The sequence below is a fragment of the Mycobacterium sp. 852014-52450_SCH5900713 genome (assembly GCF_001667075.1).
GTDB lineage: Bacteria > Actinomycetota > Actinomycetes > Mycobacteriales > Mycobacteriaceae > Mycobacterium.
On record NZ_LZIL01000011.1, the window covers coordinates 196,553 to 221,335 of the forward strand.

Annotated in this window: 28 protein-coding genes; 14 read left to right on the forward strand and 14 right to left on the reverse strand. The window is 67.7% G+C overall.

Annotated elements, in window-relative coordinates; all coding sequences use genetic code 11:
- The first annotated feature begins 129 nt into the window (after positions 1–129).
- From A5773_RS04795 to A5773_RS04805, 3 genes are all read left to right on the forward strand, one after another.
- Positions 130–927, forward strand: coding sequence for an SDR family NAD(P)-dependent oxidoreductase (locus A5773_RS04795; protein WP_197505392.1), 798 nt, complete (start codon positions 130–132; stop codon positions 925–927).
- A 17-nt stretch (positions 928–944) separates the two neighbouring features.
- A complete protein-coding gene (locus tag A5773_RS04800) occupies positions 945–1,877 on the forward strand; it encodes a catalase family peroxidase (RefSeq protein WP_067789713.1) in 933 nt (310 codons plus the stop codon).
- A gap of 64 nt (positions 1,878–1,941) precedes the next feature.
- On the forward strand, positions 1,942–2,727 hold the full coding sequence (locus A5773_RS04805; protein ID WP_067262253.1) for a sulfite exporter TauE/SafE family protein: 786 nt from the start codon (positions 1,942–1,944) through the stop codon (positions 2,725–2,727).
- A gap of 25 nt (positions 2,728–2,752) precedes the next feature.
- Here the strand turns inward: A5773_RS04805 and A5773_RS04810 are convergent, their stop codons facing one another.
- Together A5773_RS04810 and A5773_RS04815 are read right to left on the reverse strand one after the other, a co-directional pair.
- Entirely contained in the window at positions 2,753–3,835 is a 1,083-nt protein-coding gene (locus A5773_RS04810; RefSeq protein ID WP_067262250.1) for a glutamate--cysteine ligase, read from the reverse strand.
- 38 nt (positions 3,836–3,873) lie between these two features.
- On the reverse strand, positions 3,874–4,269 hold the full coding sequence (locus A5773_RS04815) for an anti-sigma factor antagonist (protein WP_066950170.1): 396 nt from the start codon (positions 4,267–4,269) through the stop codon (positions 3,874–3,876).
- A 200-nt stretch (positions 4,270–4,469) separates the two neighbouring features.
- Between A5773_RS04815 and A5773_RS04820 the strand changes: the two genes are divergently transcribed.
- Entirely contained in the window at positions 4,470–5,090 is a 621-nt protein-coding gene (locus tag A5773_RS04820) for a TetR/AcrR family transcriptional regulator (protein ID WP_066950167.1), read from the forward strand.
- An 8-nt stretch (positions 5,091–5,098) separates the two neighbouring features.
- Here A5773_RS04820 and A5773_RS04825 read toward each other — a convergent pair whose 3' ends face one another.
- Together A5773_RS04825 and A5773_RS04830 are read right to left on the reverse strand one after the other, a co-directional pair.
- Positions 5,099–5,764, reverse strand: a complete 666-nt coding sequence (locus A5773_RS04825; protein ID WP_066950164.1) for a DedA family protein — start codon at positions 5,762–5,764, stop codon at positions 5,099–5,101.
- A 36-nt stretch (positions 5,765–5,800) separates the two neighbouring features.
- Positions 5,801–6,619, reverse strand: a complete 819-nt coding sequence (locus tag A5773_RS04830; RefSeq protein WP_082948092.1) for an SGNH/GDSL hydrolase family protein — start codon at positions 6,617–6,619, stop codon at positions 5,801–5,803.
- 116 nt (positions 6,620–6,735) lie between these two features.
- Here A5773_RS04830 and A5773_RS04835 point away from each other — a divergent pair, with 116 nt between their 5' ends.
- The 3 genes from A5773_RS04835 to A5773_RS04845 all read left to right on the forward strand — a co-directional run bounded on the left by A5773_RS04835 (position 6,736) and on the right by A5773_RS04845 (position 9,616).
- Positions 6,736–7,539, forward strand: a complete 804-nt coding sequence (locus A5773_RS04835; RefSeq protein ID WP_067789719.1) for an IclR family transcriptional regulator — start codon at positions 6,736–6,738, stop codon at positions 7,537–7,539.
- 333 nt (positions 7,540–7,872) lie between these two features.
- The gene (locus A5773_RS04840) at positions 7,873–8,166 is read left to right on the forward strand and encodes a YiaA/YiaB family inner membrane protein (RefSeq protein ID WP_067789722.1); all 294 of its coding nucleotides are present in this window, start codon (positions 7,873–7,875) and stop codon (positions 8,164–8,166) included.
- 133 nt (positions 8,167–8,299) lie between these two features.
- Entirely contained in the window at positions 8,300–9,616 is a 1,317-nt protein-coding gene (locus A5773_RS04845) for an acyltransferase (RefSeq protein WP_067789725.1), read from the forward strand.
- A 44-nt stretch (positions 9,617–9,660) separates the two neighbouring features.
- Here the strand turns inward: A5773_RS04845 and A5773_RS04850 are convergent, their stop codons facing one another.
- From A5773_RS04850 to A5773_RS04880, 7 genes are read right to left on the reverse strand one after another with little or no spacing between them, the layout of a single operon-like run.
- Positions 9,661–10,323, reverse strand: a complete 663-nt coding sequence (locus tag A5773_RS04850; RefSeq protein ID WP_067789730.1) for a response regulator transcription factor — start codon at positions 10,321–10,323, stop codon at positions 9,661–9,663.
- Positions 10,313–11,473, reverse strand: a complete 1,161-nt coding sequence (macS, locus tag A5773_RS04855) for a MacS family sensor histidine kinase (protein WP_067789733.1) — start codon at positions 11,471–11,473, stop codon at positions 10,313–10,315. The genes A5773_RS04850 and macS overlap by 11 nt, the downstream gene beginning before the upstream one ends.
- 48 nt (positions 11,474–11,521) lie before the next feature.
- Positions 11,522–12,244, reverse strand: coding sequence for a class II aldolase/adducin family protein (locus tag A5773_RS04860; protein WP_067789735.1), 723 nt, complete (start codon positions 12,242–12,244; stop codon positions 11,522–11,524).
- Complete coding sequence (gene hcaB / locus A5773_RS04865; RefSeq protein ID WP_067789738.1) at positions 12,241–13,035, reverse strand: 3-(cis-5,6-dihydroxycyclohexa-1,3-dien-1-yl)propanoate dehydrogenase; 795 nt, start codon at positions 13,033–13,035, stop codon at positions 12,241–12,243. The genes A5773_RS04860 and hcaB overlap by 4 nt, the downstream gene beginning before the upstream one ends.
- Positions 13,019–13,297, reverse strand: a complete 279-nt coding sequence (locus tag A5773_RS04870) for a dihydrodiol dehydrogenase (RefSeq protein ID WP_066950141.1) — start codon at positions 13,295–13,297, stop codon at positions 13,019–13,021. The genes hcaB and A5773_RS04870 overlap by 17 nt, the downstream gene beginning before the upstream one ends.
- Entirely contained in the window at positions 13,294–13,821 is a 528-nt protein-coding gene (locus A5773_RS04875) for a 3-phenylpropionate/cinnamic acid dioxygenase subunit beta (RefSeq protein ID WP_067789742.1), read from the reverse strand. Before A5773_RS04875 ends, A5773_RS04870 begins: the two co-directional genes overlap by 4 nt.
- On the reverse strand, positions 13,818–15,167 hold the full coding sequence (locus A5773_RS04880) for a Rieske 2Fe-2S domain-containing protein (RefSeq protein ID WP_067789745.1): 1,350 nt from the start codon (positions 15,165–15,167) through the stop codon (positions 13,818–13,820). The genes A5773_RS04875 and A5773_RS04880 overlap by 4 nt, the downstream gene beginning before the upstream one ends.
- Positions 15,168–15,466: 299 nt before the next feature.
- On the opposite strand from A5773_RS04880, the gene A5773_RS04885 reads away from it, so the two are divergent.
- Genes A5773_RS04885 through A5773_RS04905 form a run of 5 tightly spaced genes read left to right on the forward strand, consistent with a single transcriptional unit; the run spans position 15,467 to position 19,515 of the window.
- The gene (locus A5773_RS04885; RefSeq protein ID WP_067789748.1) at positions 15,467–16,438 is read left to right on the forward strand and encodes a Rieske 2Fe-2S domain-containing protein; all 972 of its coding nucleotides are present in this window, start codon (positions 15,467–15,469) and stop codon (positions 16,436–16,438) included.
- Positions 16,435–16,920, forward strand: coding sequence for a hemerythrin domain-containing protein (locus A5773_RS04890; RefSeq protein ID WP_066950130.1), 486 nt, complete (start codon positions 16,435–16,437; stop codon positions 16,918–16,920). Before A5773_RS04885 ends, A5773_RS04890 begins: the two co-directional genes overlap by 4 nt.
- Before the next feature lie 60 nt (positions 16,921–16,980).
- Positions 16,981–17,736 carry a protocatechuate 3,4-dioxygenase subunit beta gene (gene pcaH / locus A5773_RS04895; protein ID WP_067262223.1) on the forward strand — a complete coding sequence of 252 codons (756 nt, stop codon included), beginning with the start codon at positions 16,981–16,983 and terminating at the stop codon, positions 17,734–17,736.
- Entirely contained in the window at positions 17,729–18,292 is a 564-nt protein-coding gene (pcaG, locus tag A5773_RS04900; RefSeq protein WP_067789834.1) for a protocatechuate 3,4-dioxygenase subunit alpha, read from the forward strand. The genes pcaH and pcaG overlap by 8 nt, the downstream gene beginning before the upstream one ends.
- A complete protein-coding gene (locus A5773_RS04905) occupies positions 18,289–19,515 on the forward strand; it encodes a lyase family protein (RefSeq protein WP_067789751.1) in 1,227 nt (408 codons plus the stop codon). The genes pcaG and A5773_RS04905 overlap by 4 nt, the downstream gene beginning before the upstream one ends.
- Here A5773_RS04905 and A5773_RS04910 read toward each other — a convergent pair.
- Positions 19,506–20,153 (reverse strand): TetR/AcrR family transcriptional regulator, encoded by a 648-nt coding sequence (locus A5773_RS04910; protein WP_066950108.1) that lies wholly within the window; start codon positions 20,151–20,153, stop codon positions 19,506–19,508. The two genes, A5773_RS04905 and A5773_RS04910, sit on opposite strands and share 10 nt — an antisense overlap.
- 217 nt (positions 20,154–20,370) lie before the next feature.
- Between A5773_RS04910 and A5773_RS04915 the strand changes: the two genes are divergently transcribed.
- Together A5773_RS04915 and A5773_RS04920 are read left to right on the forward strand one after the other, a co-directional pair.
- Positions 20,371–20,652, forward strand: coding sequence for a DUF1876 domain-containing protein (locus tag A5773_RS04915; RefSeq protein ID WP_067789835.1), 282 nt, complete (start codon positions 20,371–20,373; stop codon positions 20,650–20,652).
- A 29-nt stretch (positions 20,653–20,681) separates the two neighbouring features.
- Positions 20,682–21,488 carry an HPF/RaiA family ribosome-associated protein gene (locus A5773_RS04920; protein ID WP_067789754.1) on the forward strand — a complete coding sequence of 269 codons (807 nt, stop codon included), beginning with the start codon at positions 20,682–20,684 and terminating at the stop codon, positions 21,486–21,488.
- An 83-nt stretch (positions 21,489–21,571) separates the two neighbouring features.
- On the opposite strand, the gene A5773_RS04925 is transcribed toward A5773_RS04920, so the two are convergent.
- Both A5773_RS04925 and A5773_RS04930 read right to left on the reverse strand, forming a co-directional pair.
- Positions 21,572–22,696 carry a Vms1/Ankzf1 family peptidyl-tRNA hydrolase gene (locus tag A5773_RS04925; RefSeq protein WP_066950102.1) on the reverse strand — a complete coding sequence of 375 codons (1,125 nt, stop codon included), beginning with the start codon at positions 22,694–22,696 and terminating at the stop codon, positions 21,572–21,574.
- Positions 22,697–22,817: 121 nt separating this feature from the next.
- Positions 22,818–24,659 carry a long-chain fatty acid--CoA ligase gene (locus A5773_RS04930; RefSeq protein WP_067789757.1) on the reverse strand — a complete coding sequence of 614 codons (1,842 nt, stop codon included), beginning with the start codon at positions 24,657–24,659 and terminating at the stop codon, positions 22,818–22,820.
- Positions 24,660–24,783: the final 124 nt, after the last annotated feature.

Here is a 24,783-nt window from a genome sequence, read left to right on the forward strand (position 1 = left end):
CGATCTCCCCGGAAGGCGCGCGGTGTCCAAGATTGGGCCGCTATTTGCTGATCGCCCTTCCTTATCGAGGAAAGCCGGGAAAAGCGCCGCGCCGGAGTTCCCCCTCGCGCGGGGGCGCGGTGTGCCAACATGACTGCCATGGTGAACCCCGACCGGGCCGGCTCGCGCACCTTCGTCGTGACGGGCGCCGCGTCGGGAATCGGCCTGGCGACCGCGAGGCGCCTACTGGCCGAGGGCGGCACGGTGATCGGCGCCGACCTGGTCGCAGCGCCGGACCTCGGTCCCCGGTTCCAATTCGTCACCGCCGACGTGACCGACGAAGCCGCGATCGCCGAGGTGCTGGCCGCCGTGCCCGGCCGCCTCGACGGCGTCCTGCACGCCGCCGGGGTCGCCGGGGGAGGCCCGGTGCACCTGCTCGACCGGACCGAGTGGGATCGGGTGATCGGGATCAACCTCACCGGCACCTTCCTGGTCGCGAAGGCGGCGTTGGCCCGGATGATCGAGCAACCCCGCGTCGGCGGGGAACGCGGTTCGCTGGTGACCGTCGCGAGCGTCGAGGGATTGGAAGGCACCGCGGGCGGAAGTTCGTACAACGCGGCCAAGGGTGGCGTCGTGCTGCTCACCAAGAACATCGCGCTCGACTACGGGCCGAGCGGCATCAGGGCGAACGCCATCTGCCCGGGCTTCATCGAAACACCAATGGCGCAAAGCGTGTTCGGTCTCCCGGGGATGGAGGGCCCGCTGCAATCCATCACCTCCGAACACGCCCTGCAACGGTTGGGCCAGCCGGAGGAGGTGGCGGCCATGGCGGCATTCCTGCTGTCGCCCGACGCCTCGTTCGTCAGCGGCCAGGCGATCGCCGTCGACGGCGGCTACACCGCCGGTCGCGATCACGGTGTGGTCAAACTCTTCGGCTTTCCCTCCTAGCGCCTTAAGATTCGCGCATGGTCACTCCCGATGAGGCGATCGAGGCGATCCGAGGCACCGGCGGTGCGCAGCCGGGCTGCCGCGCGCTCCACGCCAAAGGCACGCTCTACCGCGGCACGTTCACCGCGACGCCCGACGCCCTCATGCTCACGCGCGCAAAGCATCTCGACGGCTCGCCGGTCCCGGCGCTGATCCGCTTCTCCAACGGCGCAGGCAATCCCAAACAGCGCGACAACGTGCCGGGCATCCGCGGGATGGCGGTGAAGTTCACCCTGCCCGACGGCTCCACCACCGACGTGTCGACGCAGACCGCACGCCTGTTCGTTTCCAGCACACCCGACGGGTTCGTCGATCTGCTCAAGGCGATGCGACCCGGCCTGACCACACCCCTGCGCATGGCCAAATACTTCCTCACCCATCCGAAGCTGCTGGGCGCGCTGCCGGTGGTGCGGGACGCCAACAGGATTCCGGCGAGCTACGCCACCGTCGAGTACCACGGCCTGCACGCCTTCCGCTGGGTCGCCGCCGACGGCAGCGCCAGATTCGTTCGCTATCACCTGGTTCCGGCCGCCGCGGAGAACTTCCTATCGGCGTCGGCCGCCCACGGCAACGGGGCGGACTTCCTCACCGACGAGCTGAACACGCGCCTGGAGAGCGGGCCGGTGCGGTTCGGATATCGCGTGCAGATCGCCGGGCCCACCGACTCGACGGTCGATCCGTCGGCGCCCTGGCAGAGCACGCAGATCGCGACCGTCGGCACCATCGAGATCACCGGGCTGGAGACCGAGCGCGAGCACGGCGGCGACATCGTCGTTTTCGACCCGATGCGTGTCACCGACGGCATCGAGCCCTCCGACGACCCGGTGCTGCACTTCCGGACGCTGGCCTATTCGGCGTCGGTCAAGCTGCGCACCGGCGTCGGTCGCGGGGCCGAAGCGCCGCCCGCCTGACGGGGGAACGCAACCGGCGGTCGCCCGCCTGCCGAAACCTGCGGCAGGCTAAGGTTTTTCTTCAGTGTCGCCTTCCCACATGATTCTCATTTGCTTGGCCGGGTTCTGCGCCGGCGCCATCAACGCGCTGGTCGGGTCCGGGACGCTGATCACGTTCCCCACGCTGGTCGCCCTCGGCTTCCCGCCGGTGACGGCCACCATGTCGAACGCGATCGGTCTGGTCGCCGGCAGCGTGTCGGGCACCTGGGGCTACCGTGCCGAGCTGCGCGGCCAATGGGATCGGCTGCGCTGGCAGCTTCCGGCGTCGCTGTGCGGCGCGGTGCTGGGTGCGTTCCTGCTGCTGCATCTGCCGGAGAAGGTCTTCGCCGAAGTGGTGCCGGTGCTGTTGGTCCTGGCGCTGGTCCTGGTGGTCGCCGGGCCGCGGATTCAGGCGTGGACGGGCCGGCGCGCCGAGGCCGCGGGCCGCTCGCCCGAGCACATCACGCCCCGCCGCATGGCCGTCCTGGTGTTCGGGACATTCGCCGTCGGCGTCTATGGCGGTTATTTCACCGCCGCTCAAGGCATCCTGTTGGTCGGCCTGATGGGCGCGCTGCTGCCGGAGTCGGTACAGCGGATGAACGCCGCCAAGAACCTGCTGGCGCTCGTGGTGAATGTCGTTGCCGCGATTGCCTATACGTTGGTCGCCTTCGGTCGCATCAGCTGGCCGGCCGCCGGGCTGATCGGCGCGGGGTCGCTGATCGGCGGGCTGATCGGGGCGCGCTACGGCCGCCGGCTGTCGGGAAACGCGCTGCGCGCGACGATCGTGGTGGTCGGCCTGATCGGGCTGTATCGACTCCTCGCCGTGGCCTGACGGGCGTGGCTGCGCCCCAAGGGGTTCAGCTCAGCGTGGCGGTGGCCACTTCGTCGATGACGTCCATCACCTCGCCCCGAGTGCGCCACGCCCGCAGCTGACGCATCGCCCCGTTGCCCTGCGTGGCGACACGGTCGAGTTCGCCCACCACGCGGTCATATTCGCCGAGCGTCTCCAGCGCCGGCCGCACGCGCTGTACGAGGGCGCCCAACTGCTCGCGCGCGGACACCGCTCCGCGGCCGTGGACAAGGTCGAGCGTGCGTCCGGCGAGCCCGTCGTGGGCGGCCTTCCAGTACGCCGCGCGCAGGGCCGCCGGCGGAAGCCGCCCGGGCTGGTCGTCGTCCAGCGCCGTCATCACCGCGGCCCGGACCAGCGTGGCGAGCAACACCGTTTCCGCGACGGTCGCCGGCACGTCGGCCACCCGCACCTCGATCGTCGGGAAGTTCTCCGACGGGCGCACGTCCCAATACACCATCTTCTCGTCCAGGATCACTTCGCTGTCGATCAGCATCCGCACTGTGCGGTCGTATTCGTCGGGCGACGGGAAGAAGGGCGGCGGCCCGGCCACCGGCCAGCGTCGCCACAGGACACTGCGCCAGCTCGCGTAGCCGCTGTCGGCGCCGCGGTACACCGCCGAATTAGCCGCCAGCGCAAGCAAATTCGGTAGCCACGGCCGCAGCCAGTTGCTGACATGGATGGCAGCCGCGCGGTCGGGAACCTCGACGTGCACATGGCATCCGCAGATCCCTTGCTCGTGTGCGACCATCCCGTACTCCGCGCCGATCCGGCGATAACGGGGGGTGTCGGTGACGGGAAACTCGTGCGGTGTGGCCGGCGGCAGACCGGCGGCGAGCAGCCGAAGCCCCACAGCCTCGGCCGCCTGTGCCGCGGTGCGCCGCAGCCGGGCCAGCTCTTGGCCGAGTTCCGTGCTGGTCGACACCACGCTGGAGGTGGTTTCCACTTGGCAGCTGCTCAGTTCCAGCTGCAGCTCAACACCCCGGCGCTTGGCCTCGGCGGCCACATCGGCGTTTTGCGGAGCCGGTTCGCCGGTTCGCGGGTCGACAAGGAGGAATTCTTCCTCCGCGCCGAAGGTGGGAGGGTCGTTCATCCAGCCGCAGGGGCCCTATCGGTGTCCGTGCCGCGCCGTCACCAACGGGCCGCGGATGCCAGCGCGGAATCGGCGGTCGGGTAGATGGGCAGCAGGGCCGACAGGCCGCACGCGTCGACGATACGGGCGACGATCGGCTCGCGGCTCACCAGGCGCAACTCGACGCCGCGCTCCTTGCAGCGCTTCGCCTCGTCGGCCAGCACCGCGAACGCGCAGCAGGCCATGAAATCCAGCCCCGTGACGTCGACGACCAGGGACCCCGGCGCGATGACGATGCCGGCGACTTCGCTGACCAGCTGGCGCCAGGTGTGCTCGTTGCAGGCGTCGACCTCCCCGCCGGCATAGATCAGTACCGCCGGGCCGCTGCGATCGGCTGACGCGCGCAGCGTGCTGTTGGGGTCGCCAAGCTCGTAGACCAGCTTCGTGCTCAGCATCAGGTGGGTAGTTGTCATGGGTTCTGCAATGACCGAGCTCAACATCGTGGACTCCTAATCGACCGGCGTCTACGACGCTGCGATGGATGCCCGTCCTGCCGTCTGAAGACAGACTTTTTCGCGGAATGCGAATCTCATTTCTATAACAAGACAGGTCTGTCTGTCTACCTATGCCAGCTAAGAGTATGTTGTGGGTTGCTATGACAACCTCCGATGTCGGAACGCCCGCCGCGTCGGCTCGTGAACGTATCCTGTCCGCGGCATATGAGCTGTTCAGTCGGCGTGGAATCCGTGCGGTCGGCACCGAAGAGGTGATCGACCGGGCCGGTGTCGCCAGGGCCACGTTGTACCGGCATTTCGCCACCAAGAACGACCTTGTGCTGGCCGTGCTGCAGCGGCGCGAGGAACTGTGGACCCACGGCCTGATCGAGGAGCAGTCACGGCAGCGGGGCGAGACGCCCGAGCAACAGTTGCTCGCGATCTTCGACGTCATGCACGACTGGATTCAGCTGCGTGACGGCTACGAGGGCTGCTCGTTCATCAACGTGCTGCTCGAACTCGGGCCCGATTCGCCTGCGGGACGGGCCTGCATCACCCACATCGAGCACGTACGCGACATCGTGCGTCAGCGCGCCGTGGCGGCGGGCCTGACCGACGTCGAGGACTTCGCCTCGTCCTGGCACATCTTGATGAAGGGCGCCATCATCCTGGCGGCCGTGGGCGACATTGATGCGGCGTTGCGTGCCCGCAGGATGGCCGTTGCCCTCATCGAAGAGCACCGTCCGGCTGCGCCCGAGGATCTCGGCGAGGCGGCCAGCTAACCGCTGTCTCAAGCTGCGTCGGCCGCGGTGCTGTCGGCGTTGCGGTAATGCTCGGCCTCGAGCTCGGCGATGGCCCGGGAGGTGCGTTCTCGCAGCGCGAAGGCGGCGATCAGCCCGAACACGATCGCGATGACCAGCGCTATCCAGGAGAACCGCTCCAGCCAGCGTTCCGCGGCCATTCCGGCGTAGTACACCAGCGCGGTCGTGCCGCCGGCCCAGCAGATGGCGCCCGAGACGTTCGCCGCCAAGAAGCGCGGGTAGTGCATCTTCAGGGCGCCGGCCAGCGGCCCGGCGAAGATCCGCAGCAGCGCGATGAACCGGCCGAGGAAGACCGCCCGAACTCCCCAGCGGTTGAACAGCTTTTCGGCCAACGCGACGTGTCCGGGACCGAAATGTTTGGGGAACCGCCGGCCCAGGCGGTCGAAGAGCGGCATGCCGAACCGGCGTCCGATCGCGTACCCGATCGAGTCGCCGACCACGGCGCCGATCACCGCCGCGACGCCGACGCCGACGGGGTTGACGGGCAGATCGTCGTGCGACGACATCAGCGCGGCGCTGACCAGGATGATCTCCCCGGGAAGCGGAATGCCCAGGCTTTCCAGCCCGACCACACCGCCTACCACCAGGTAGACCGCGAGCGGCGGGATCGCGTGCAGCAAAGCCTCCACATCCATGCGTCCAGGATGCCTGACCGTCCGGCGATACGCGCCCTAAACCCTCCGGGTCGCGTCGGCCGGTCGGCTCGGCGCGCTGAGGCTCTCCAGCTGGGGCCGTTTGGGCTCGCGGCCGTCGGCCGACGACAGGCCGCGCAGGCGCCGCCAGATCCACGGGAAGAAACTGTCCTGCGTCCAGCGCAATTGCTCGTAGGTGCCCGTGGTCAGCGACCGGCGCCTCGCATCGGGGCTCCCGTGGGCCCAATCATGGTTGCTGCCGGGCAGATTCAATGCCTCGGCGGCCGCGGCGGCGAACAACATGTGCCCCTTGGTGGAGGCGTGCACCCGGTCGATGGCCCAGGTGTCCAGCTCGCGCATCGACGGCGCGTTGTACAGGTCGACGAGCCGGAAACCGTAGCGATCGGCGGCGGCCGTGATCGCCGCATTGATGCGGGCGAGACGCCCGGACACCAGCCGACCGAGCGGCAGGAACTGCGCGACGTTCGGGAAGGTCGTCGTCACCACCGTCGCGCCGGATCTGGCCAGCGCGGCGTAGACGTTTTCGAGGTCGGCCAGGGCCGGACCGAACGACCGCCCCGGCTGGATGACGTCGTTCATCCCCGCGCAGACGGTGATCAGGTCGGGCCGCATCGCCAGGGCCAGCGGGACCTGCTCGGACAAGACGTCGGCGACCCGTTTGCCGCGGATCGCCAGGTTGGCGTAGTGCAGTCCCGGATACAACGAATCGATCGTGACGGCGAGCCGGTCGGCGAATCCGAGGAGACCGACGACGTCGTCGCCGTCCCACAAGCCCTCGGTCTGACTGTCCCCGATGGCGACGTAACGGCGATATCCAGACGGAATAGCCCCGAACACGAAGCCGAGAATAATAGCGATCGCGATTGCGGTGTGGTAGGCATGGCCGCCACTTGCCGCGCGCGGCCGTGCTCAGCTTGCTGTGAGTCGCAACCGGCGCGAGTACCTTCGCTGTCATGGCGAGAAAGAGCGAGCGGGCCACGGCCGCGCCGGACGCCGATTCGCTTGCGCCGCAGTATCCGATCGAGTCGGTCGACAACGCGCTCAAGCTGCTGCTGTTGTTGGGGGAACAACCACAGATCCGGTTGAGCGAGGCCACCCGCTACCTGGGCGTGGCGTCGTCCACCGCGCATCGGTTGCTGGCGATGCTGGCCTACCGCGGGTTCGTCCGGCAGGACCCGGTGTCGAAGGCGTACCTGCCCGGACCGGCGTTGACCGGTGTGGCGTTCGCGATCTTCGGCCGCATCGACATCCAGCGATCGGCCGCCCCGATCATGCGAAGCCTCGGTGAGCAGCTGCGCGAAACCATCCACGTCGGGATGTTGGACGGCGCCAGCGTCCGCTTCATCGCCGCCGTCGAAGGCCCGGCCGCGGTCCGGGTGGCCTCGCGACTGGGCCGCACCATGCCGGCGCATTGCACGTCCACGGGCAAGGTGATGCTGGCGCAGCTGCCCGAACCGGAGCTGCGTCAGCTGCTGCCGCACGAGCGGTTGGAACGCATCACGGCCGCGTCGATCGGCAGCCGGACCGAGTTGGAGGCCGAGCTCGCCGCTATCCGCGAGCGCGGCTACGCCATCAACCGCGAGGAAAGCGAGGAAGGCGTGGCTTCGGTCGCGGTGCCCATACCGACGCGGGCGCCGGGCCTGCGCCTCGCGCTCAACGCCGCCGCCCCGCAGAATCGGCTGGACGCCTCCCGCTACGGCGCGGTGGCCGCGGCTCTTGGCAAGGCGGCCAAGGAGATTGGCGACCAACTCGGCTGAGACGGCGCCCCGAACGCTGCCCGGCGACCGCGGCATTGTCATGGCCGTGCGGGGGATGGCGCGGGGTTTGATACCGTCCGCGCTACCAGCGCTCTCCGCAAGGATGTGTGCACTCCCGTTTTTGATAGCGCCCGCGCTATCAAATTCCGCGTGAGCCATATGGTCCGGAGAGCCGCGCCTCCCCGGGACATGAGTGACTCCCGATCTTGATAGCGCCGGTGCTATCAAATCCGGCGTGAGCCGCCATCGACCACGTGACAGCTGCTGGTGCCCGAATGATTTGAGTATTCTTACGGATTCCGGCGAGCAGCGCGCTGCCGCAGGCTCTTTGGCATGACCGTTCCCAATAGCATCTCCAAAACCACAGCCGCATTCTTCGTTCAGGCCGCCGTCGCGTTCGCGATCAGCCTCGTGGCAGCGCTGGGCGGGATCTACTTCCTTCCGCTCGATGGGTGGCAGCGATCGTTTCTCGGCATCACCTTCTTGTTCTTGGTGTCGAGCGCGTTCACCCTGGCCAAGGTGATCCGCGACCAACAGGAAGCCGCGACGGTGCGCGTGCGCCTGGACGAAGCACGCATCGAGAAACTGCTGGCCGACTACGACCCGCTCAATGCCGCCTCGAACTAAGTAGTACTACTCAGGCCTGACGCGTAGAACTGCGCGGGCGCGGGCCCTGCGCGATCGGCGATGCTCTTCACGACAGCGCGCCGATTAATCCCTTGTTCACCAATAGATTCCCCGAAAGGGCCGGTACATCCCCATGGCAGCTCTCGCAAGATTCCCCGACGTCGCCGAGGTGGCGGCGGCCACCCCGGCCGACCGCGATCGCGTACTGGACGTCATCCGCATCACGTCGCTGATCGGTGTGGTGCTCGGCCACACCGTGATGGCCATCAGCATCATCGAAAACCACGTCTTGATCTGGGATAACCTGCTGACCACCTCGGTGGTGTTTCAGGCAGCGACCTGGCTCCTACAGATCATGCCGCTGTTCTTCTTCGCCGGCGCCGCGGCCTGCCTATCCTCGTGGTCTGCCGGCACAAACTGGGGTGACTGGTTGATGAAACGCTGCACCAGACTGTTCCGGCCGGTGTTCTACTACCTGGCGTTTTGGGCGGTCGCGCTGACGGTGCTGTATCAAATTCTCCCGCAACACATCTACGAGCCGGTCGCCGGTGTCAGTACGCAGCTGCTGTGGTTCTTGGGCGCCTACGTGCTGGTGCTGGCCGCCATGCCGGTGCTGTACAGCATCAACAGCGCCGGGCGCCTCGCCGCCGCTGTGGCCGGCGTCTACGCGACCATCGCGGCGATCGACGCCATCCGGCTGCACTGGCCGGCCATGATGCCGCTGGGCTACCTCAACCTGGCCGTCTGGCTCATCCCCGCCATGTTCGGCATCGCGTACCGCCGCCGACTGCTCACCGGGCGCGCCGCATTCGTCATCGCGGCCATCGGGTTCGCCGTCGACGTCGCGCTCGTGCACTGGGGTCCGTATCAGATCAGCATGGTGGGCACCGGTGATCACCAGCTGTCCAACACCAGCCCGCCCTCGCTGCTGTTGGCCGGGCACGCAATCATCCTGAGCGCCTTGGCTATTGCTGCCGCGCCGACGATCGCACGCTGGGCCCAGCGACCGAGGGTGTGGTGGTGGACCGCCATTGGTAACTCCGGCGCCATGACGCTTTACCTGTGGCACATGCCCGTGCTGCTCGGCGTGCACCTGGTCTTCGACTGCCTCGGCTGCCCTCGTTACCCGGGCTCGCGGGACTTCCTCGCCGTCAGCCTCGCGCAACTGCTCGTCGTGGCGGTCGCCGTGGCGGTGCTTTTCGTCGCGCTGCGGCCGCTGGAGAACAACCCACTGTCGGGCTGGGACGGCGCCCCGACGGTGACAGGGCGCGGGCGGGGAACGGCGATCGGCGCCCTGTTGTGCGTGGCGGGCGTGGCCATCCTTGCCGCCATCAGGTGGGGGCTCAAAGACGACGGCCTGGTGTGCATGGCCGTAATGGTGACTGCGTTGGTGGGTGCCCGCGTGGTGGCCGCCGCTTCGGCCAAGCGCCCCAACACGGTTCGCGGGTAGAGATTTCGTTGACCCGCAGGGCGGTCAGCTGGCTGCTCTGCGGGTCACGGGTCCTCGTCGAGGCCGTGCTCGATGGCGTAGCGCGCCAACTCCACCCGGTTGGCGACCTGAAGTTTGCGAAAGGTCGCCTGCACGTGGTTTTCCACCGTGCGGTGGCTAAGCGACAGCTTCTGGGCGATCTGCTTGGCGGACAAGCCCTTTGCCACATAGCGCAAAACCTCGGTTTCGCGTTCGGTGAGCGTGGGCCGAGCGGGACCGTCGTCCTTGCTCTGCGCCATCCGTCGGTATTCACCCAACACCAGCCCGGCCAGACTCGGGGTGAACACGGCGCGGCCTTCGGCGGTCGCTGCCACGGCTTGCGCCAGTTCTGATTTGGATGCGCTCTTGACCAGATACCCGGTCGCGCCGGCCTTGACGGCTTCCAACACGTCGTCTCGCTCATCCGAGGCCGAGAGCACCAGCACCCGAGACGAGGGAGAGACCGCGAGCACCCCCGCGGTCGCTTGTGCGCCATCGCCGTCGGGCAGCTGCATATCCATCACGACGACGTCGGGCTTGACCACGGCCGCCCGCCGCCCCGCCGCGGCAACGCCATCGGCGGTGGCGACCACGGTGAACCCCTCGTCGGCCAGGTCGCGGGCGACCGCGTCACGCCAGATGGGATGGTCGTCGACGACCATCACCGTCGTGGGGGTCTCATCGGCCATGGGACGCCTTTCCGCGTGGGACGCACAACTCCCATTCGGCGCCTTCTCCCGGTTCACTGCGCAGGTGGGCGCTGCCGCCCAGCGAAGTCAACCGCCCGACGATCGATTGCGAGATGCCCAAGCGCCCCTGCCCGGCCGCTTCCTCGAGCCGTCCGGCGGCGATTCCCACCCCGTCGTCGCGGATGCTCACCACAACGGAATCGCCGAGGTCTTCGACGAGCACGAACGCGTGTGCACCGGGCCCGGCATGTGCTTCCACGTTGTCCAGCGCGTTGCCCACCGCCGCGTCGAGCTCGGTGCCCACCCGGCGAACCACGGGCACCGGTATTGCGGGCAGGCTCAGCGACACCCGGTCGGATTCCCGGCAGCGCAGCAGGGTGCGCAGATCGATGGTGGCGCCGTCGGTGTCGTGGTCGATGTCCGTGCTGGCGAGCCATCGTCGTAGCGCGCGTTCCTGCTCGCTGGCGAGGTCGGCGAGTTCTGCTGTGGCGCCGCCGATTTCGTGGCCCTTCTTGGCCACCAGCGCCAGCACCTGGATGGCCCCGTCATGGACTTGGCGGGACAAGCGTTCCCGTTCCTGCACCGCGGCCGTCAATCGGGCCGCCTGTTGGAGCTCATCGTGGGCGCGCCGCGCGGTTTGGGCGGCCATGCCGATCGCCATGCCGATCGCCAGCTCGATGATGACGGTGGCGTTATGCCCAAGGTTGAGGGCGAGATAGTTCTTGACCGCGAAATTGGTGGCCATCACCACCAGGCCCGCGAGCATGCCGCCGGCGGGGCCGAACTGGATAGCCGCCGAGATCGTGGGGTTGCTGGCCCACAGCGTTGTCGGCCAGGTCTGATTGTCGGCCGCCCAGTGGGGGGTGGTGACGATGGTGTTCGACGACATGAGCAGCACGACGATCACGACTTCGGCGAGTACCCACGCTGGTTTGCGACCGAACCCGCGTAAGTAAGCCACCGCGCACGCCGCGCTCCAGCCGATCAGCACCGCGAACAGCACCCAGCCCAGCGCGGGCCGACGCAGATCCGGGTTGATGGCGATCTGGAACCCTGCGGCGTAAATGCAGCTCAGCAGCCGGAACACTTGCGCCGCACGCCATAACGGCGTGGTGGGATCAAGGCTGTTTTTCGCCATCGTGGTCAGCATAAATGTGGGGCCTGATGGCGGTGGGGAAGACTGGCGTGTGACGCAACGTCAGTCGGCCGGCAACCGTGCAACTTCGTGCCGCCAGGCTGCCTCGGCGGTGAACGAGGGCCCCAGGTCGGGCAGGTCTTCCCAGTCGGCGTCGTCGATGTCCCGCAGGGTCCCACCCGCGCCTCGCACCCGCAACGACATTCGGGCCAGCGCGTCGAGGCTGATGGCCTGCAGCACCGCCTCCGGCACGGTGGCGGCCGCGCTGGTGATCCCGTGTCCGCGGCAGATCACCACCGGCCGCCCGCGCATGGCGGCCACCATCTCCTTGCCCAGCGCCGGGGTGCGGATCAGCACGGCGCGTTCGTAGACGGGCACGCCGCCGCGTGCGAGCCACGCGCCGGGAATGTCGTACGCACCGTAGATCGGCCGGATCGCGATGCCGGCCAGGTCGGCGGCGACCACGGCGGGCGGGTGCAGATGCGCCACGGAACGATGCCGGGGATCGGCCAACATGGTCTCGACGTGGATGGGCAATTCGTTGGGCACGCGATAGCCGTCGAGTTCGCCGTCGGCGCCTGCGCCGCCGTCGAAGGTGACGAGCCGGATGTCGCTGGGCCGGGTGAAAGCCACCCCGGTATCGGTGTCGCTGCGGCAGCGGACGAGCAGGCGCTCGTCGTCGACCCGCATGCTCAGGTGGCCGAGGATGCCGTCGACGAGGCCGCGGGCCGCGGCCACTCGGCAACCCTGCGCCACCAACGCGCGCTGCTCGTCAAGGGGGGTCATCTTGGCGCACCCAGCCCGAATCCCCCGTCGGGACGGACGGTTTCGCCGGTGATCCCGCGGGCCCGGTCGGAGGCCAGGAACGCGAAGCTCCACGCGTGGTCCTGCCCGGAGAGCGCGACGTTCAGCGGCGTGCGCGCGGCCAGCTGTTGTGCCCGGTCGGCGGTGTCGTCCAGTCGGACGTCCCCGAGCCCCAGGCTGGCAAGCCCACGGAGGTCGGTGCCCAGCGTGCCGCCGGGCGCCACCCCGTTGACCCGGATCTGCGGCGCCAGCTCGTGGGCCAGGGCGGACACCAGGCCGCGGACCGCGAATTTCGACGACACGTACAGCGCGCCGCCACGTCCCGGATAGAACGACGACGCGGATTCGGTCAGGATGATCGAGGATCCCGTTCCGTCCCGCAGCCGGGGGAGCGCCGCCTTGACGGACTGCAGATGGCTGAGCACGTTGGTGCGAAACATCTCGTCGAACGCGCCGGGCAAGTCATCGGCGTCGATGTCGCCGATGCCGCGGTAGAAGTCGAAGACTCCGACGCAGTTGACCAGCGTGTCCAATCCGCCGTAGGCGTCCACCGCGGCGGCGACCGCTTGGTCATTGGCTTCCCGGGTGGTCGCGTCGCCGTCGACGACCGGAACATCGGGCAACTGCCGGCGCAATTTCTCGCATTTTTCGTGATCGCGTTCCAGCGCAGCAACTTTCGCGCCCTCGCTGCGGAACGCGTCCACCACGGCCCGGCCGATCCCGGAACCGGCGCCGACGACCAGCGCGCGCTTGCCCTCAAGCCAGCCGGTCATCACCCTCCTCGGCTTCATCGGGCAGCAGCGGCGCGTGGGAATTGCCGACCATTGCCGCCAGGGTGCGACCGTTCTGCCATGTCAGGGCCTCGACCTCGAGCGCGTCCAAGGTGATCCACTGCCCGGATCGCGGTGCGCCGATCAGCAGCCTCGACCCGTTTCGGGTGTCGACCCGGCGCACCACCACCTCGGTGAACTCGTTTGCGACGACGAGGGGTTCGCCGACCGCGCCGTCCAGGAGTCGCTGCAGTTCGTCATTCACAGGAACACCGCCAGGTTTTGCATCCGTAGCACCGACTCGTCGGCGATGATATTGCGGCGGGCCAGCTTCCAGCGATCATCGCACCAGCGCAACAAGTCCTCGCGCCCGCATGACAGCAAGGCGCTTTCGCTCACGTCGCCCCGGCTGCGGAACAGCAGTTCGGCCGACTCCACCCACAGGTGCGCCGGGTCGTCGTGCTCGAACGCGCGCACGTTGGTGACGAAGTGGCGCAGCCGCGACGGCGGATCCTCGGCCCAGGCGTGTTCGGTGCCCATCCGCGCGACCCGCTGACTCAGCGAATATTTGTCCTCGTCGAAGTGCGCCATCCCCGGGGAGGCGTCGAACCCGGCGCCGCGAGCGGTGGTGACCCGCACTGGCATCACGTAGCGGACATCGTCGGTCATCGTGTCCAGCCACGCCTCGTACTGCTGGGCATCCAGCAGATAGGCCTCGTCCACCAGGAACTGGTGCGCCTGCAGGTGCCGGACGTCATGAAACGGCAAGGACGGCAACGCCTTTCTCATGTGCCGACGCCCTGCAGGTAATCGGCCCACATGTTCAGCAGCGCGCGCTGGTTGTATTCGTTGTAGCCGACCTGCGCGCGGCCCGGCCCGTGGAAAGCATCGGCGCTCAGCGGCTCGACCACCGGGCTGCCGTCGGACAGCAGCCCCATCCGGCTGTTCAGCAGTAGCCGCCGGGCCATCGAACCGCCCGCGGTGGTGGTCAGCGACACCCAGTTCTCCACGTCGTCCTGCTCGAACATGCCGGTCGAACCGAAGCACATCAGATACGCCTTGTACGAGTCCTGTTTGTACTGCGGGGGAGCGGCGGAGTCCACCGCGAACCACGAGCACACCTCGGTCTCGTTCTCGCTGACGGGCTGCCACAGCCGAATCGAGATGAAGGGCAGCACTTGGTCTTCGCGGTCATGCACCTTCGGCCAGTTATGCACGAAGCTCAGATTCGGAAAGCAGGTGGCCGCCGAGATCATGAAACCGTCCTCGCCGACCATCCGCTGCTGCCGCGACGTCCACACGCCTTTGATCCGGCCGATCATCTCGTCGGGATAGCCGACGTAGCGCATCCGTTCGTCGAAGCCACCCGGCGGAAGTTTGTAGGTGGTGCCGCCGCCGCGGTGCGCCCAGTAGGTGGCGCCGTCCTTGCGTTTCTGCGCTTTCGGCTCGCGGAACAGGCCGATGTCCACGATCGACGCGTGCGTGTGCGGCGTGTGGTACATGTCGCCGGCGAAGTTCTCGGCGCCGATCTTCCAGTTGGCCTTGATGCGCCAGCGCTGCGGCCCCCGCACTTCGAGGCCGCCGGCACTCTGTTTGGTGTAGAAGTCCAGATAGAACTCGAAGTCGCCGAGGAAGTCCTCGAGCGGCTCGGCGTTCGGGTCCATGCTGATGAACAGCAGACCGTTGTAGCTCGCGAATTTCGGTGCGGGCAGCAGGGTTTGGGCATTCCTGGCGAACCCGTCCTCGCCGCCGTAGGCCTCCCGATGAAACGGCAGGCCGGTGAGCTGGCCGTCGTTGCGGTAGGTCCAGCCGTGGTAGGGGCAGCGGAAGTTGGAGGCGTTTCCCATCTCCGCGCGGCAGACCTGCATGCCCCGATGCAGGCACATATTGAACAAGGCGCGCACATCGCCCGTCGAGTCGCGAGTGATGATGAAGGAGTCGTCGAGCACCCGGCGCACCACGTAGTCGCCGTCCTGCGGGATCTCGGACTCGTGCGCCACGAACATCCACGCCCGTCCGAACAGCCGCTCCTTCTCCAGCGCGAAGAGTTCACTGTCGTTGTAGATGTAAGCGGGGATCATCCCGTCGCGGACGCTGGCGAACACGCCATCGCGGGCATCGCGATGGGCCGTCATGGTGACCCCCTCACACCCTAATTGTCTGCTGTGCAGAGAAGTATTCCGCTAAGTAGAATCCCGCATCTACCCGCCGCCGGTCAATCGCGACGCTTGCCGGGCCCGCTCCGCGGTCAGGGTTTTACAAGAATGCTTTCTGGTAACTCACAGGTTTCTGACAACTAAGCGGCCAGAAGCCCGGGCTACGGTGGTCACGTCAGCTCCGCTGCGCATGTGAGCGTGCGGTAATCAAGGGGTAAACGGTTCGATTTTGCGTGCGCGGCCGAATTATGGCGACGTATGTGAGGAAGGCGGGTGCAATGGCTGCTCGGTCACTGGATGGTCGATTGCAGAAAGTCGGATCGCGAGTGGTGTCCGCCATCGGGCGTCAAGAGTGGCTGGATCGGCCGAGCTACCGGTTCGAACACTTGTTGAGCTTCGCCTTCAACGGCCTGGGCAGCGCCCGCAACACGGTGACCAACGCGCTGCATGGGGTGTGGCTCGGTCACCCGGTTCACCCGCCGCTGGCGTCGTTGACGAGCGGCGCGCTGGGAACCACCGTCGCGTTGGACGCCCTGAGCCTGCTGCCGGGCCAGCCCGCCACCGAAGTCCGCGACGCGTCGAAGTTCGCGTCGCGCGCCCTGGGGGTGGGCATTCTGGCCAGCATCGGGTCGGCCGTCACCGGCGTCACCGATTGGCAGCACACCCACGAATCCGATCGCCGGGTCGGTGCCGTGCACGGCCTGGTGAACCTGGTGGCCACCGGGCTGTACGCGCAGTCCTGGTGGGATCGGCGCCGAGGCCGGCACGGACGCGGCATCGCGCTCACCGCACTGGGTTACGGCATCACCGTCGCGGGCAGCTACCTCGGTGGGGCGCTGGTGTTCGAGTCCGGCATCGGAATCGACCAGTCGGGCGCGCGGCTGCGCACCGCGGAATGGACGCCAGTGCTGCCGGCGGCTTCGCTGAACGGAAAGCCGGTGCGTGTCGAGGTCGACGGGGTGGGGCTGGTGGTGTGCCAGACCAGCCCCGGGGAGGTCGCGGCGTTCGGGGAGTTGTGTCCACACCTGGCCGCCCCGATGGCCGATGGCTGGATCGACCGTGGCCGGCTCGTATGCCCTTGGCACGGTTCGTGGTTCGCGGCCGAGACGGGTTACGTTCTGCGCGGCCCGGCGGCTGCCCCGCTGCCGTGTTACCAGGCGAGGTTGGTCAACGGAATGGTCGAAGTTCGGGGCGAACCCGAGCCCGGGCTCGGTGCAGCGGTGGGAATCGGAGAAGGGAAAGCGCAATGAACGCCTACGACGTGCTGAAGGAACACCACATAGTGATCAAGGGCCTCGGCCGCAAGGTCAGCGAGGCGCCGGTGAATAGCGAAGAGCGGCATGCCCTTTTCGACGACATGCTGATCGAGCTCGACATCCACTTCCGCATCGAGGACGACCTGTACTACCCGGCCCTCAAAGACGCCACCAAGCTGATCGCCGTCGCTCATGCCGAGCACCGCCAGGTGGTCGACCAACTCTCGGTGCTGCTCAGGACCCCGCAGAGCGCCCCGGGTTACGAGGACGAGTGGAACTCCTTCAAGACGGTGCTGGAGGCGCACGCCGACGAAGAGGAGCGCGACATGATCCCGGCTCCCCCCGAGGTCAAGATCACCGACGCGGAGCTCGAGGAACTGGGCAACAAGATGGCCGCGAAAATGGAGCAATACCGCGGGTCCGCCCTCTACAAGATGCGCACCAAGGGGCGGGCCGCGCTGGTGCGCTCGCTCTAAGTCCGGCCGCGTCGCCGATTTGCGCGGCGTGCGGGGTCATCGAGAGTAGCGTCACGGCACATGAACCCCGAGTGTCTCGCGTCCCAGCGGGACATCACGGCCGAGATCGCCAGCATCGCAGCCGAATACCGGGGGAGCGAAGCGCAGCCCCGGCTCGACTACCCGCCCTACCGCAGCACCATCCTGCGCCACCCCAAACAACCCCTGGTGCCGGTCGATCCCGAGGAGGTCGAACGCTGGGCGCCGTGCTTCGGCCACCAGGACGTCGACCCGGTCGAGGCTGACCTGACGGCCGGCCACCCGGGCCAACCCCTCGGAGAACGCGTCGTCGTCGCCGGGCGGGTGCTCGACGGCTCGGGCAAACCGGTGGCGGGTCAGTTGATCGAGATCTGGCAGGCCAATGCCGGCGGCCGGTACCGCCACCAGCGTGACCAGCACCCGGCTCCGCTCGACCCGAACTTCACCGGCGCCGGCCGGTGTCTGACCGGGCCGGACGGGTCGTACCGCTTCCTGACCATCAAGCCCGGCCCGTATCCCTGGCGTAATCACCGCAACGCGTGGCGCCCGGCGCACATCCACTTCTCCCTCTTCGGCACCGCCTTTCCGCAGCGCCTGGTCACCCAGATGTACTTCCCCGGCGACCCGCTGTTCGACCTGGATCCGATCTTCCAGTCGGTCCTCGACCCCGCCGCGCGTCGACGGCTGATCGCCCGCTACGACCACGACCTCACCGAGCCGGAGTATGCGACCGGGTATCGGTGGGACATCGTGCTGTCCGGTGGCGCCCGAACGCCGGTCGAGGACGTCGATGGCTGAATTCGCTTGTACCCCAGGGCAAACGGTCGGGCCATTCCTGGACCTCGGGCTGCCGTATCCCGGGGACAGCGCCCTGGTCGACGATGGTCATCCGCACGCCGTCCGGCTACACGGCACGGTCTACGACGGCGCAGGCGACGGCGTCCCGGACGCCCTGGTCGAGCTGTGGCAACCCGATGGCACCGGACGAATCCCGCGGCAGGCCGGCTCGCTGCGCCGCAATGTCCCGACGTTCACGGGCTGGGGCCGGTCGGCGACCGACGCCGCCGGTCATTACGGCTTCACCACCGTGGCGCCCGGTTCGGCGAGCGTCGGGCGGCCGCCGTTCTTCGCCCTGACCGTCTTCGCGCGGGGCCTGCTGGACCGGTTGTTCACCCGGGCCTACCTGCCCGGCGGCGACGTGAGCGCCGACCCGCTGCTGACGAGCCTCGATGCCGAGCGGCGCGCCAGCTTGCTCTGTGACGCCGAAAGCGGTTGCAGGCAATACCGTTTCGACATCCACCTGCAGGGTCCGCGCGAGACCGTGTTCCTGACGTACCGGGGCGGTGGGCGATGACCAACCTGCTGTGGCCCGGCGACCACCGGGCCCGAGACCACATGACGGATCGGGCCCTGCTGGAATCGATGGTCGCGGTGGAGGCCGCCTGGCTGGACGCCCTCGTCGCCGGAAGCCTGGCCCCGGCCGAGTGCGCCGGGATGGACCTGCCAATGCTGTTGACCTTCAACGATTGTGAATCCCTGGCAGCCGACGCCGAAGACGGCGGCAACCCGGTCATCGGTCTCGTCGCCCTGCTGCGGCAGCGTGCGGCGCCGGCCGTCGCGCCGTGGATCCACCGGGGACTCACCAGCCAGGACGTCCTGGACACCGGCCTGATGCTCGGAGTGCGTGACGTGGTCGGCGCGCTGAAAGCGCAGCTCGCGGAGCAGATCTCGACGCTGACCGAGCTCACCACCCGGCACCGGGCGACGCCCATGGTGGCCCGCACCCTGACCCAGCACGCGGCACCGACCACGTTCGGCGCGAAGGCGGCCGGCTGGCTGAACGGCGCCGTCGACGCCGTCGAGGGGCTGTCCGCGGTGGTCGCTCCGATCCAGATCGGCGGGGCCGCCGGGACACTGGCGGCCAGCACGGAGCTGGCGGCGCTGCTCACCGGCGCCGACGACCCCGCCGAGGTCTCGATCGGCCTGGTGCAAAGCGCGGCGACGGCTTTGGGTCTGACCGTCCGACCGCCCTGGCACACGACGCGAACGCCGGTCACCGCGGCCGCCGACGCGTTCGTCGGCTGCACCGACTCCTGGGGCCGCATCGCCTCGGACATCGTCACCCTGGCCCGCCCGGAGATCGGCGAACTGAGCGAGCCCGGCGGCGCGAACCGCGGCGGTTCGTCGTCGATGCCGCACAAACGAAACCCGGTGCTGTCCATCCTCATTCGCCGGGCCGCGCTTTCCGCGCCGCAGCTGGCGGCGACCCTGCACACCGCCGCGGCGCTGGCCAACGACGAACGGCCCGACGGCGCCTGGCACGCCGAGTGGGATGCACTGCGCACCTTGGCCCGCCGCACCGTGGTCGCCGGATCCCAATGCGCCGAGCTGCTGGCGGGGCTGGTGGTGCACGCCGATCGGATGTCCGAAAACCTGGCTGCGGCAGACGTTCTGGCGGAGCAGAAGGCGATCGCCGACTTGGTGGGGAGGCCGGCGTCGCCAAGCTACTTGGGAGCGGTGGACCGGCTGATCGACGAGAGCCTGGACCGAGCCCTCCGGGCGCTGGGTCAGCGCTGATAGATGCTGGCCAGCCAGATGTGCAGCAGCGTCTCGATCGCCCGGTCCTCGGGCATCGCCTCGTCCTCGGCGGTGAATGTCGCGGCCATCACCCGCTCGCTCAACATGTTGAGGGCCACCGACAGCTGCTCCGCCGGGACGGTGTCGGGGGCGGCGCCCCGGCCGCGCTCCGCCTTGATGGCCGCCGTGGTCAGCAAGATCCACCTCTGCATGAGCGTGGACCACAATTGCCGCACCTCGGGGTTGGTCGCCTTCGCCGAGGCGCCCGCCACCGCGACCGCCGGGTGAGCGCCCGACACCTCGAAGAACGCCTCGATGCGGGCCCGCCAGAGCTCCGCGGGGTCATCGGTCGATATGCCGCCGAGCGACATCAGGGCCGCATGCGCCTTGGCGTTCATCTGGTCGAGCAGCGACAGCAGCACCGCGTTCTTCGATGGGAAATAGAAGTAGAAGGTGGGGCGCGAAATCCCGGCGCCTTTTGCTAGGTCATCGACGGAGAAGTCGGCGAGCGGCCGTTCCTGCAGCAGGCGTTCGGCCGTGGCAAGTATCGCCTGTTCGCGGTCGTCGCCCGAGTGCGGAGCCGACCGGCGGCCCCGCGAGGCATGCAGGTACTTGGTCTGTGTCGGGAGGTCGGACACGCCCGTTACTGTTGGGCACGACGATATACGCGAACGAAACTGTCGATTAAGCCCAGCAATAATGTCGATTAAGTTCGACATTTTCTTCGTATGCGTCAACGTATTTGCTGGCCGTTTCAACCCACCGACCCCGCGTCGCGGCGGGTCGACGAACGACCTCACGATTCGGGACTTCCGCCCCTACTCGGGCCCTGGCGCGGAATGGTCGCATCTGGTGGTGACAAAGAACGACGACGGCACCCAGACATGCCGCATCGACCTGCTGGTCGAGGAGCGCGACGAACGGACCCGGGCGAAGGCGCGGTTGTCCTGGGCGGGCAAGACCCTCGTCGGCGTCGGCCTGGCGCGACTCGACCCGGCCGATCAGCCCGTGGCCGCGATCGGCGACGAGCTCGCGATCGCCCGCGCGCTGTCCGATCTGGCGAATCAGCTGTTCGCGGCGACATCCGTCGACATCCAAACCAGCACCCACGAACCCGTCACGGGTCTGCATCACTGAGCGATCAGCGACGAAGCAAGAAAGCCACCATGAGACACCGACCCGATTTACCGGGCGCCTTCGACGTCCAGATAACGACGCACGGCCAGCTGCCCGACGCCGAGGAATACGCGCGCACCAAGATCGGCGAGCTCGGCCACCTCGCCCACGAACCGGTGCTGCGCGCCCACGTCAGGTTGGCCGAGCACGGCGACCCCGCGGTGACCCGCCGGGTGATCGCGCAGGCAAGCCTGGACGTCAACGGCCGGCCGGTGCGCGCACAGGTCGAAGGCGTCACCGCGCGCGAAGCCATCGATCGACTCGAGGCGCGACTGCGTCGCCAACTCGAGCGTGCGGCCGAGCACTGGGAAGCCAAGCGAGGCGGCATGCCCCGGCCGCATGAATGGCGGCATGAAACCGAACACAACCACCGGCCCAAGTACTTCCCGCGACCGGAAAGCGAACGCCGGATCATGCGGCACAAGTCCTACAGCCTGCCCACCTGCACAGTCGAAGAGGCCGCGCTGGAGATGGAGCAGCTCGACTACGACTTCCACCTCTTCACCGAGGAGGGCACGCAGCAGGACAGCGTGCTATACCGCGAAGGTCCGACCGAATACCGCCTGGCACAGGTCAATCCGGGCTCTGCCGAGCAGCTGGCGCCGTTCCAGTTGCCGCTGACCGTCAGTCCGCAGCCGGCACCGCGGCTGGACGTCCAGCAGGCCATCGAGCGGATCGGCTTGCTCGGCCTGCCGTTCCTGTTCTTCGTCGACACCGCCCGGGATCGTGGCAGCGTGTTGTATCACCGCTACGACGGCCACTACGGACTCATCACGCCGGCGAGCGAACACCAATAGACCAACCGAAGCCGCGGCGGTCCCGGCAATCCCCCCGTCCGGGACCGCCGCTCCAAACCTATTGCAGCGCGGGCGGTTCGCGCCTACGCGCCGCGACGACGAATCCGGTCGCCCGCGGCGTAGCGCAGCAGGGCGCCCACTCCTTCGGCGGGTGCCATCAACTGACCGGCCCGGACCAACGAGGCGCCCACCGCGATGGCGTTGAAAGGCAACGCCTCATCGGCCCGTGCCACCCGTGCCACGGGTTCGCCGAGTTCGGACAGCGCGTCGGCGTCGGCCGCGATGGTGGTCAGTGCCGTGCCGGTGACCACGGTGGCATCGCCGAGCTCGCCGACGATCAGCGTGTCGACGTTACCGTCGCGAAGGGCCCGGCAGACCTCGGCAAGGCCTTCGGTCGCCCGCCCGGATCCGCGGCCGATCTCCGCTTCGAATCGTTGGGCCAGGGCGGACATCTCGATTCCACGACGCCGGGCGAACTCCTCGCCCTTCAGCTCGCTCATCTCTTCGTCGTCGCAATGGCTCTTGCGGGTTCCGGCATGCAACTCCGACACCCGTTCGCCGACCCGCTCGGGCAGTTCGGCAACCAGATCCGCGAGCGAACGCACTTCCCCGCACAAGAACACCACTTCGGGATCCGCGTCGTCCACCAGGCGCGTGAGTTCGTCGGCGACCGCACGGCAATTCATTCGAATGGCTTCCTCGGTCGTGTGCTGAAAATCGCCGTAGCCGTTCCAACCGGCAGTCGTCGGCTTGTGCACCGGATAGCCGCCGCCCTCAACGCTTTCGGAGCTGACGGCACCGCCTCGATACAGGCTGATGTCCGCCCCGGCACGGTCGATCGCGGCGAACACGTAGGTGGGGCGCCGAATTTCCGAATCGATCAACGGCACGAGGTAGGGATACTCCGACACCCGAATCACCGTGGCCGGCGGCGGATTGATCAGGTGCTCGTTGATCAGTACATGTTCGGCGGTCGCGATCACCGCGCGGCCGCGCCGTCCGACAGCCGGTCGATGATGCAGCACCGCATCCTCGAGCATGCCGACGATTGCCCCGTCGGCGCCCATCTCGTGCAAATGCTGACGGATGCCGTTCCATTTCGCTTCGAGCTGCTCGGCGGCGTCCAGGCTGTCGTGCGAGTCGTCGAAATATACCGAGGCGAATGGGCCTTTCACTTTTACCAGCCACCTGAGGCGATCTGATTGCATGCCATCCCTCTTCACTGTTGCCGTTGCCGATATCCGCCCACCGTATGGACGGTGGACGTGGCTCCACGAGAGTCGTTAGCCCCCAGCACCGGGTCTTAGGTCCCGGGCCAAGGCCCGGTTGTCAATGCTCGTAGAGGGCCTCGAGGCGGTCGGAGAATTTGTCGATGACCGCCTTCCGGCGCAGTTTCATGCTCGGCGTCAGATCGCCCGACTCAACGGTCAGTTCGCGGTCGGCGATCGTGAACTTCTTGATCTGTTCCCAGCGATTCAGTTCGGCGTTCAGGGCGTCGATGTATCCGGCGATCAGCTGCTGTGTCTTGTCGTCACGCGCTATCTCGGCGAAGGACTTGCCCGCCAGGCCATTCTTATTGGCCCAGTCGGAGATCGCCTCGCCGTCGAGGCTGACCAGGGCGACACAGTATGGCTTGCCCTCGCCGTAGACCAGCAGCTCGCTCACGTACGGGCATGTGCCTTTGAACCGGGCATCGATCGCCGACGGCGCCACGTACTTGCCCTGGGAGGTCTTGAACATGTCCTTCTTGCGGTCGGTGATCCGCAAAAATCCGTCGGGGTCGACCTCTCCGATGTCGCCGGTGTGGAACCACCCGTCCTCGTCCAGCGCCTCGGAGGTGGCGTCCGGCAGGTCGTGGTAGGCGGTCATCAGGCCCGGCCCTTTGAGCAATACCTCGCCGTCGCCGGCGATCTTCACATCGGTGGCGGGGAATGGCCAGCCCACGGTCCCGAGCCGATAAGCGTTGGGGCGGTTGATGAATGATGCCGCCGCGGTCTCCGTCAGCCCGTAGCCCTCGAGCACGATGATGCCCACGGCGTCGAACCACTGGGCGACGTCGCGGTCCAGCGCGGCGGCGGCGGAGACGAAGAACCGCAGACGTCCGCCGAACCGCTCGCGGATGTTGGTGAACACCAGGCGGTCGGCCACCTTGTAGGCCAGCGATGTCGTAAGCGAGGGCTTTCTACCGGTCTGCCGGGCTTCCGACACCTTGATACCGACCTTGATCGCCCAGTCGAACATCATTTTCGTGAGGCCGCCCTGTTCGGCGACCATGTCCTGGACGCGGGCGTGCGCCTTTTCGAAGATGCGCGGTGCCGCGCCCATCAGGGTGGGCCGCAGGGCGGCCAGGTTGTCGACGATCCGCTCGACGCGGCCGTCGATGGCGGTGGCAAAGCCGATCTGCAGGGGCAGTGCCAGCATCACCTTGCCGAACGCGTGCGCCAGTGGCAGCCAAAGGAAATTCAGGTCGGTGGGGCCGAGGATGTCCAGCGAATCGATGGCCGCGGCGGTGTACGTCCACGCGCCGTGCGTCAGCCGCACGCCCTTGGGCCGCCCCGTGGTGCCGGAGGTGTAGATGAGGCTCGCCAGGTGATCGGGGCCGACGGCTGCGACCCGCTCGTTGACGGCCTCGGGTGAGTCCGCGAGCAGTTGCTTGCCCAACAGATCCAGGTCGGCGAGGGTGATCACCCAGTCGCCGTCGCCGTTGCCGTCGATGACGACGACCTTGCTGACGTCGGGCAGTTCGTCCCGGTGTTCGATCAGCTTGTCGAGCTGGGCCTGGTTCTCGGCGACCACCACCCGGCTCCCGGAATTGGCGACGATATACGCGACATCGGCGGCGTTCGTCGTCGGATACACGGTGGTGGTGGCGGCGCCCGCGCACATGATCGCGAAATCGACGAGCACCCACTCGTAGCGCGTCGCCGAGGCGAGCGCCACCCGGTCCTCATGCTCGATGCCCAGCGCGATCAGACCCGCGGCGAGATTGCTGACGCGTTCACCGACTTGCTGCCAGGTCACGCTCGCCCAGGTGTGGTCTTGCGGATAGCGGAAGGCCTCCGCGTGCGGGGTGGCGGCGACACGGTTGACGAACATCTGTGCCACCGAGGGCGCGCGGTTTTCTATCTTGTGGAAATCGGGCCTCTCCATTGAGGCCAGTGGTGCTTTCATAACGCGATCCATTGCTCCCGAAACGTTTACCGATGACATAGGCGAACCGGTATACCGTTCGATCCTGCGGAGCGCGGTGGCTACTCGGTAGTGACGAAAGTCATGTGGGGATCGGCAAACGTCC

Bases quoted from the DNA above. Each gene is read 5' to 3' on its own strand.
- A5773_RS04920 (WP_067789754.1), top strand. From the start codon at position 20,682: ATGAGACACCGACCCGATTTACCGGGCGCCTTCGACGTCCAGATAACG.
- A5773_RS04880 (WP_067789745.1), bottom strand. From the start codon at position 15,167: ATGACGGCCCATCGCGATGCCCGCGATGGCGTGTTCGCCAGCGTCCGC.
- A5773_RS04835 (WP_067789719.1), top strand. From the start codon at position 6,736: ATGGCGAGAAAGAGCGAGCGGGCCACGGCCGCGCCGGACGCCGATTCG.
- A5773_RS04810 (WP_067262250.1), bottom strand. From the start codon at position 3,835: ATGAACGACCCTCCCACCTTCGGCGCGGAGGAAGAATTCCTCCTTGTC.
- A5773_RS04930 (WP_067789757.1), bottom strand. From the start codon at position 24,659: ATGAAAGCACCACTGGCCTCAATGGAGAGGCCCGATTTCCACAAGATA.
- A5773_RS04795 (WP_197505392.1), top strand. From the start codon at position 130: ATGACTGCCATGGTGAACCCCGACCGGGCCGGCTCGCGCACCTTCGTC.
- A5773_RS04840 (WP_067789722.1), top strand. From the start codon at position 7,873: ATGACCGTTCCCAATAGCATCTCCAAAACCACAGCCGCATTCTTCGTT.
- hcaB (WP_067789738.1), bottom strand. From the start codon at position 13,035: ATGACCGGCTGGCTTGAGGGCAAGCGCGCGCTGGTCGTCGGCGCCGGT.
- pcaG (WP_067789834.1), top strand. From the start codon at position 17,729: ATGGCTGAATTCGCTTGTACCCCAGGGCAAACGGTCGGGCCATTCCTG.
- A5773_RS04820 (WP_066950167.1), top strand. From the start codon at position 4,470: ATGACAACCTCCGATGTCGGAACGCCCGCCGCGTCGGCTCGTGAACGT.
- A5773_RS04875 (WP_067789742.1), bottom strand. From the start codon at position 13,821: ATGAGAAAGGCGTTGCCGTCCTTGCCGTTTCATGACGTCCGGCACCTG.
- A5773_RS04845 (WP_067789725.1), top strand. From the start codon at position 8,300: ATGGCAGCTCTCGCAAGATTCCCCGACGTCGCCGAGGTGGCGGCGGCC.
- A5773_RS04815 (WP_066950170.1), bottom strand. From the start codon at position 4,269: ATGCTGAGCACGAAGCTGGTCTACGAGCTTGGCGACCCCAACAGCACG.
- macS (WP_067789733.1), bottom strand. From the start codon at position 11,473: ATGCTGACCACGATGGCGAAAAACAGCCTTGATCCCACCACGCCGTTA.
- A5773_RS04825 (WP_066950164.1), bottom strand. From the start codon at position 5,764: ATGGATGTGGAGGCTTTGCTGCACGCGATCCCGCCGCTCGCGGTCTAC.
- A5773_RS04850 (WP_067789730.1), bottom strand. From the start codon at position 10,323: ATGGCCGATGAGACCCCCACGACGGTGATGGTCGTCGACGACCATCCC.
- A5773_RS04800 (WP_067789713.1), top strand. From the start codon at position 945: ATGGTCACTCCCGATGAGGCGATCGAGGCGATCCGAGGCACCGGCGGT.
- A5773_RS04890 (WP_066950130.1), top strand. From the start codon at position 16,435: ATGAACGCCTACGACGTGCTGAAGGAACACCACATAGTGATCAAGGGC.
- A5773_RS04885 (WP_067789748.1), top strand. From the start codon at position 15,467: ATGGCTGCTCGGTCACTGGATGGTCGATTGCAGAAAGTCGGATCGCGA.
- A5773_RS04925 (WP_066950102.1), bottom strand. From the start codon at position 22,696: ATGCAATCAGATCGCCTCAGGTGGCTGGTAAAAGTGAAAGGCCCATTC.
- A5773_RS04860 (WP_067789735.1), bottom strand. From the start codon at position 12,244: ATGACCCCCCTTGACGAGCAGCGCGCGTTGGTGGCGCAGGGTTGCCGA.
- pcaH (WP_067262223.1), top strand. From the start codon at position 16,981: ATGAACCCCGAGTGTCTCGCGTCCCAGCGGGACATCACGGCCGAGATC.
- A5773_RS04905 (WP_067789751.1), top strand. From the start codon at position 18,289: ATGACCAACCTGCTGTGGCCCGGCGACCACCGGGCCCGAGACCACATG.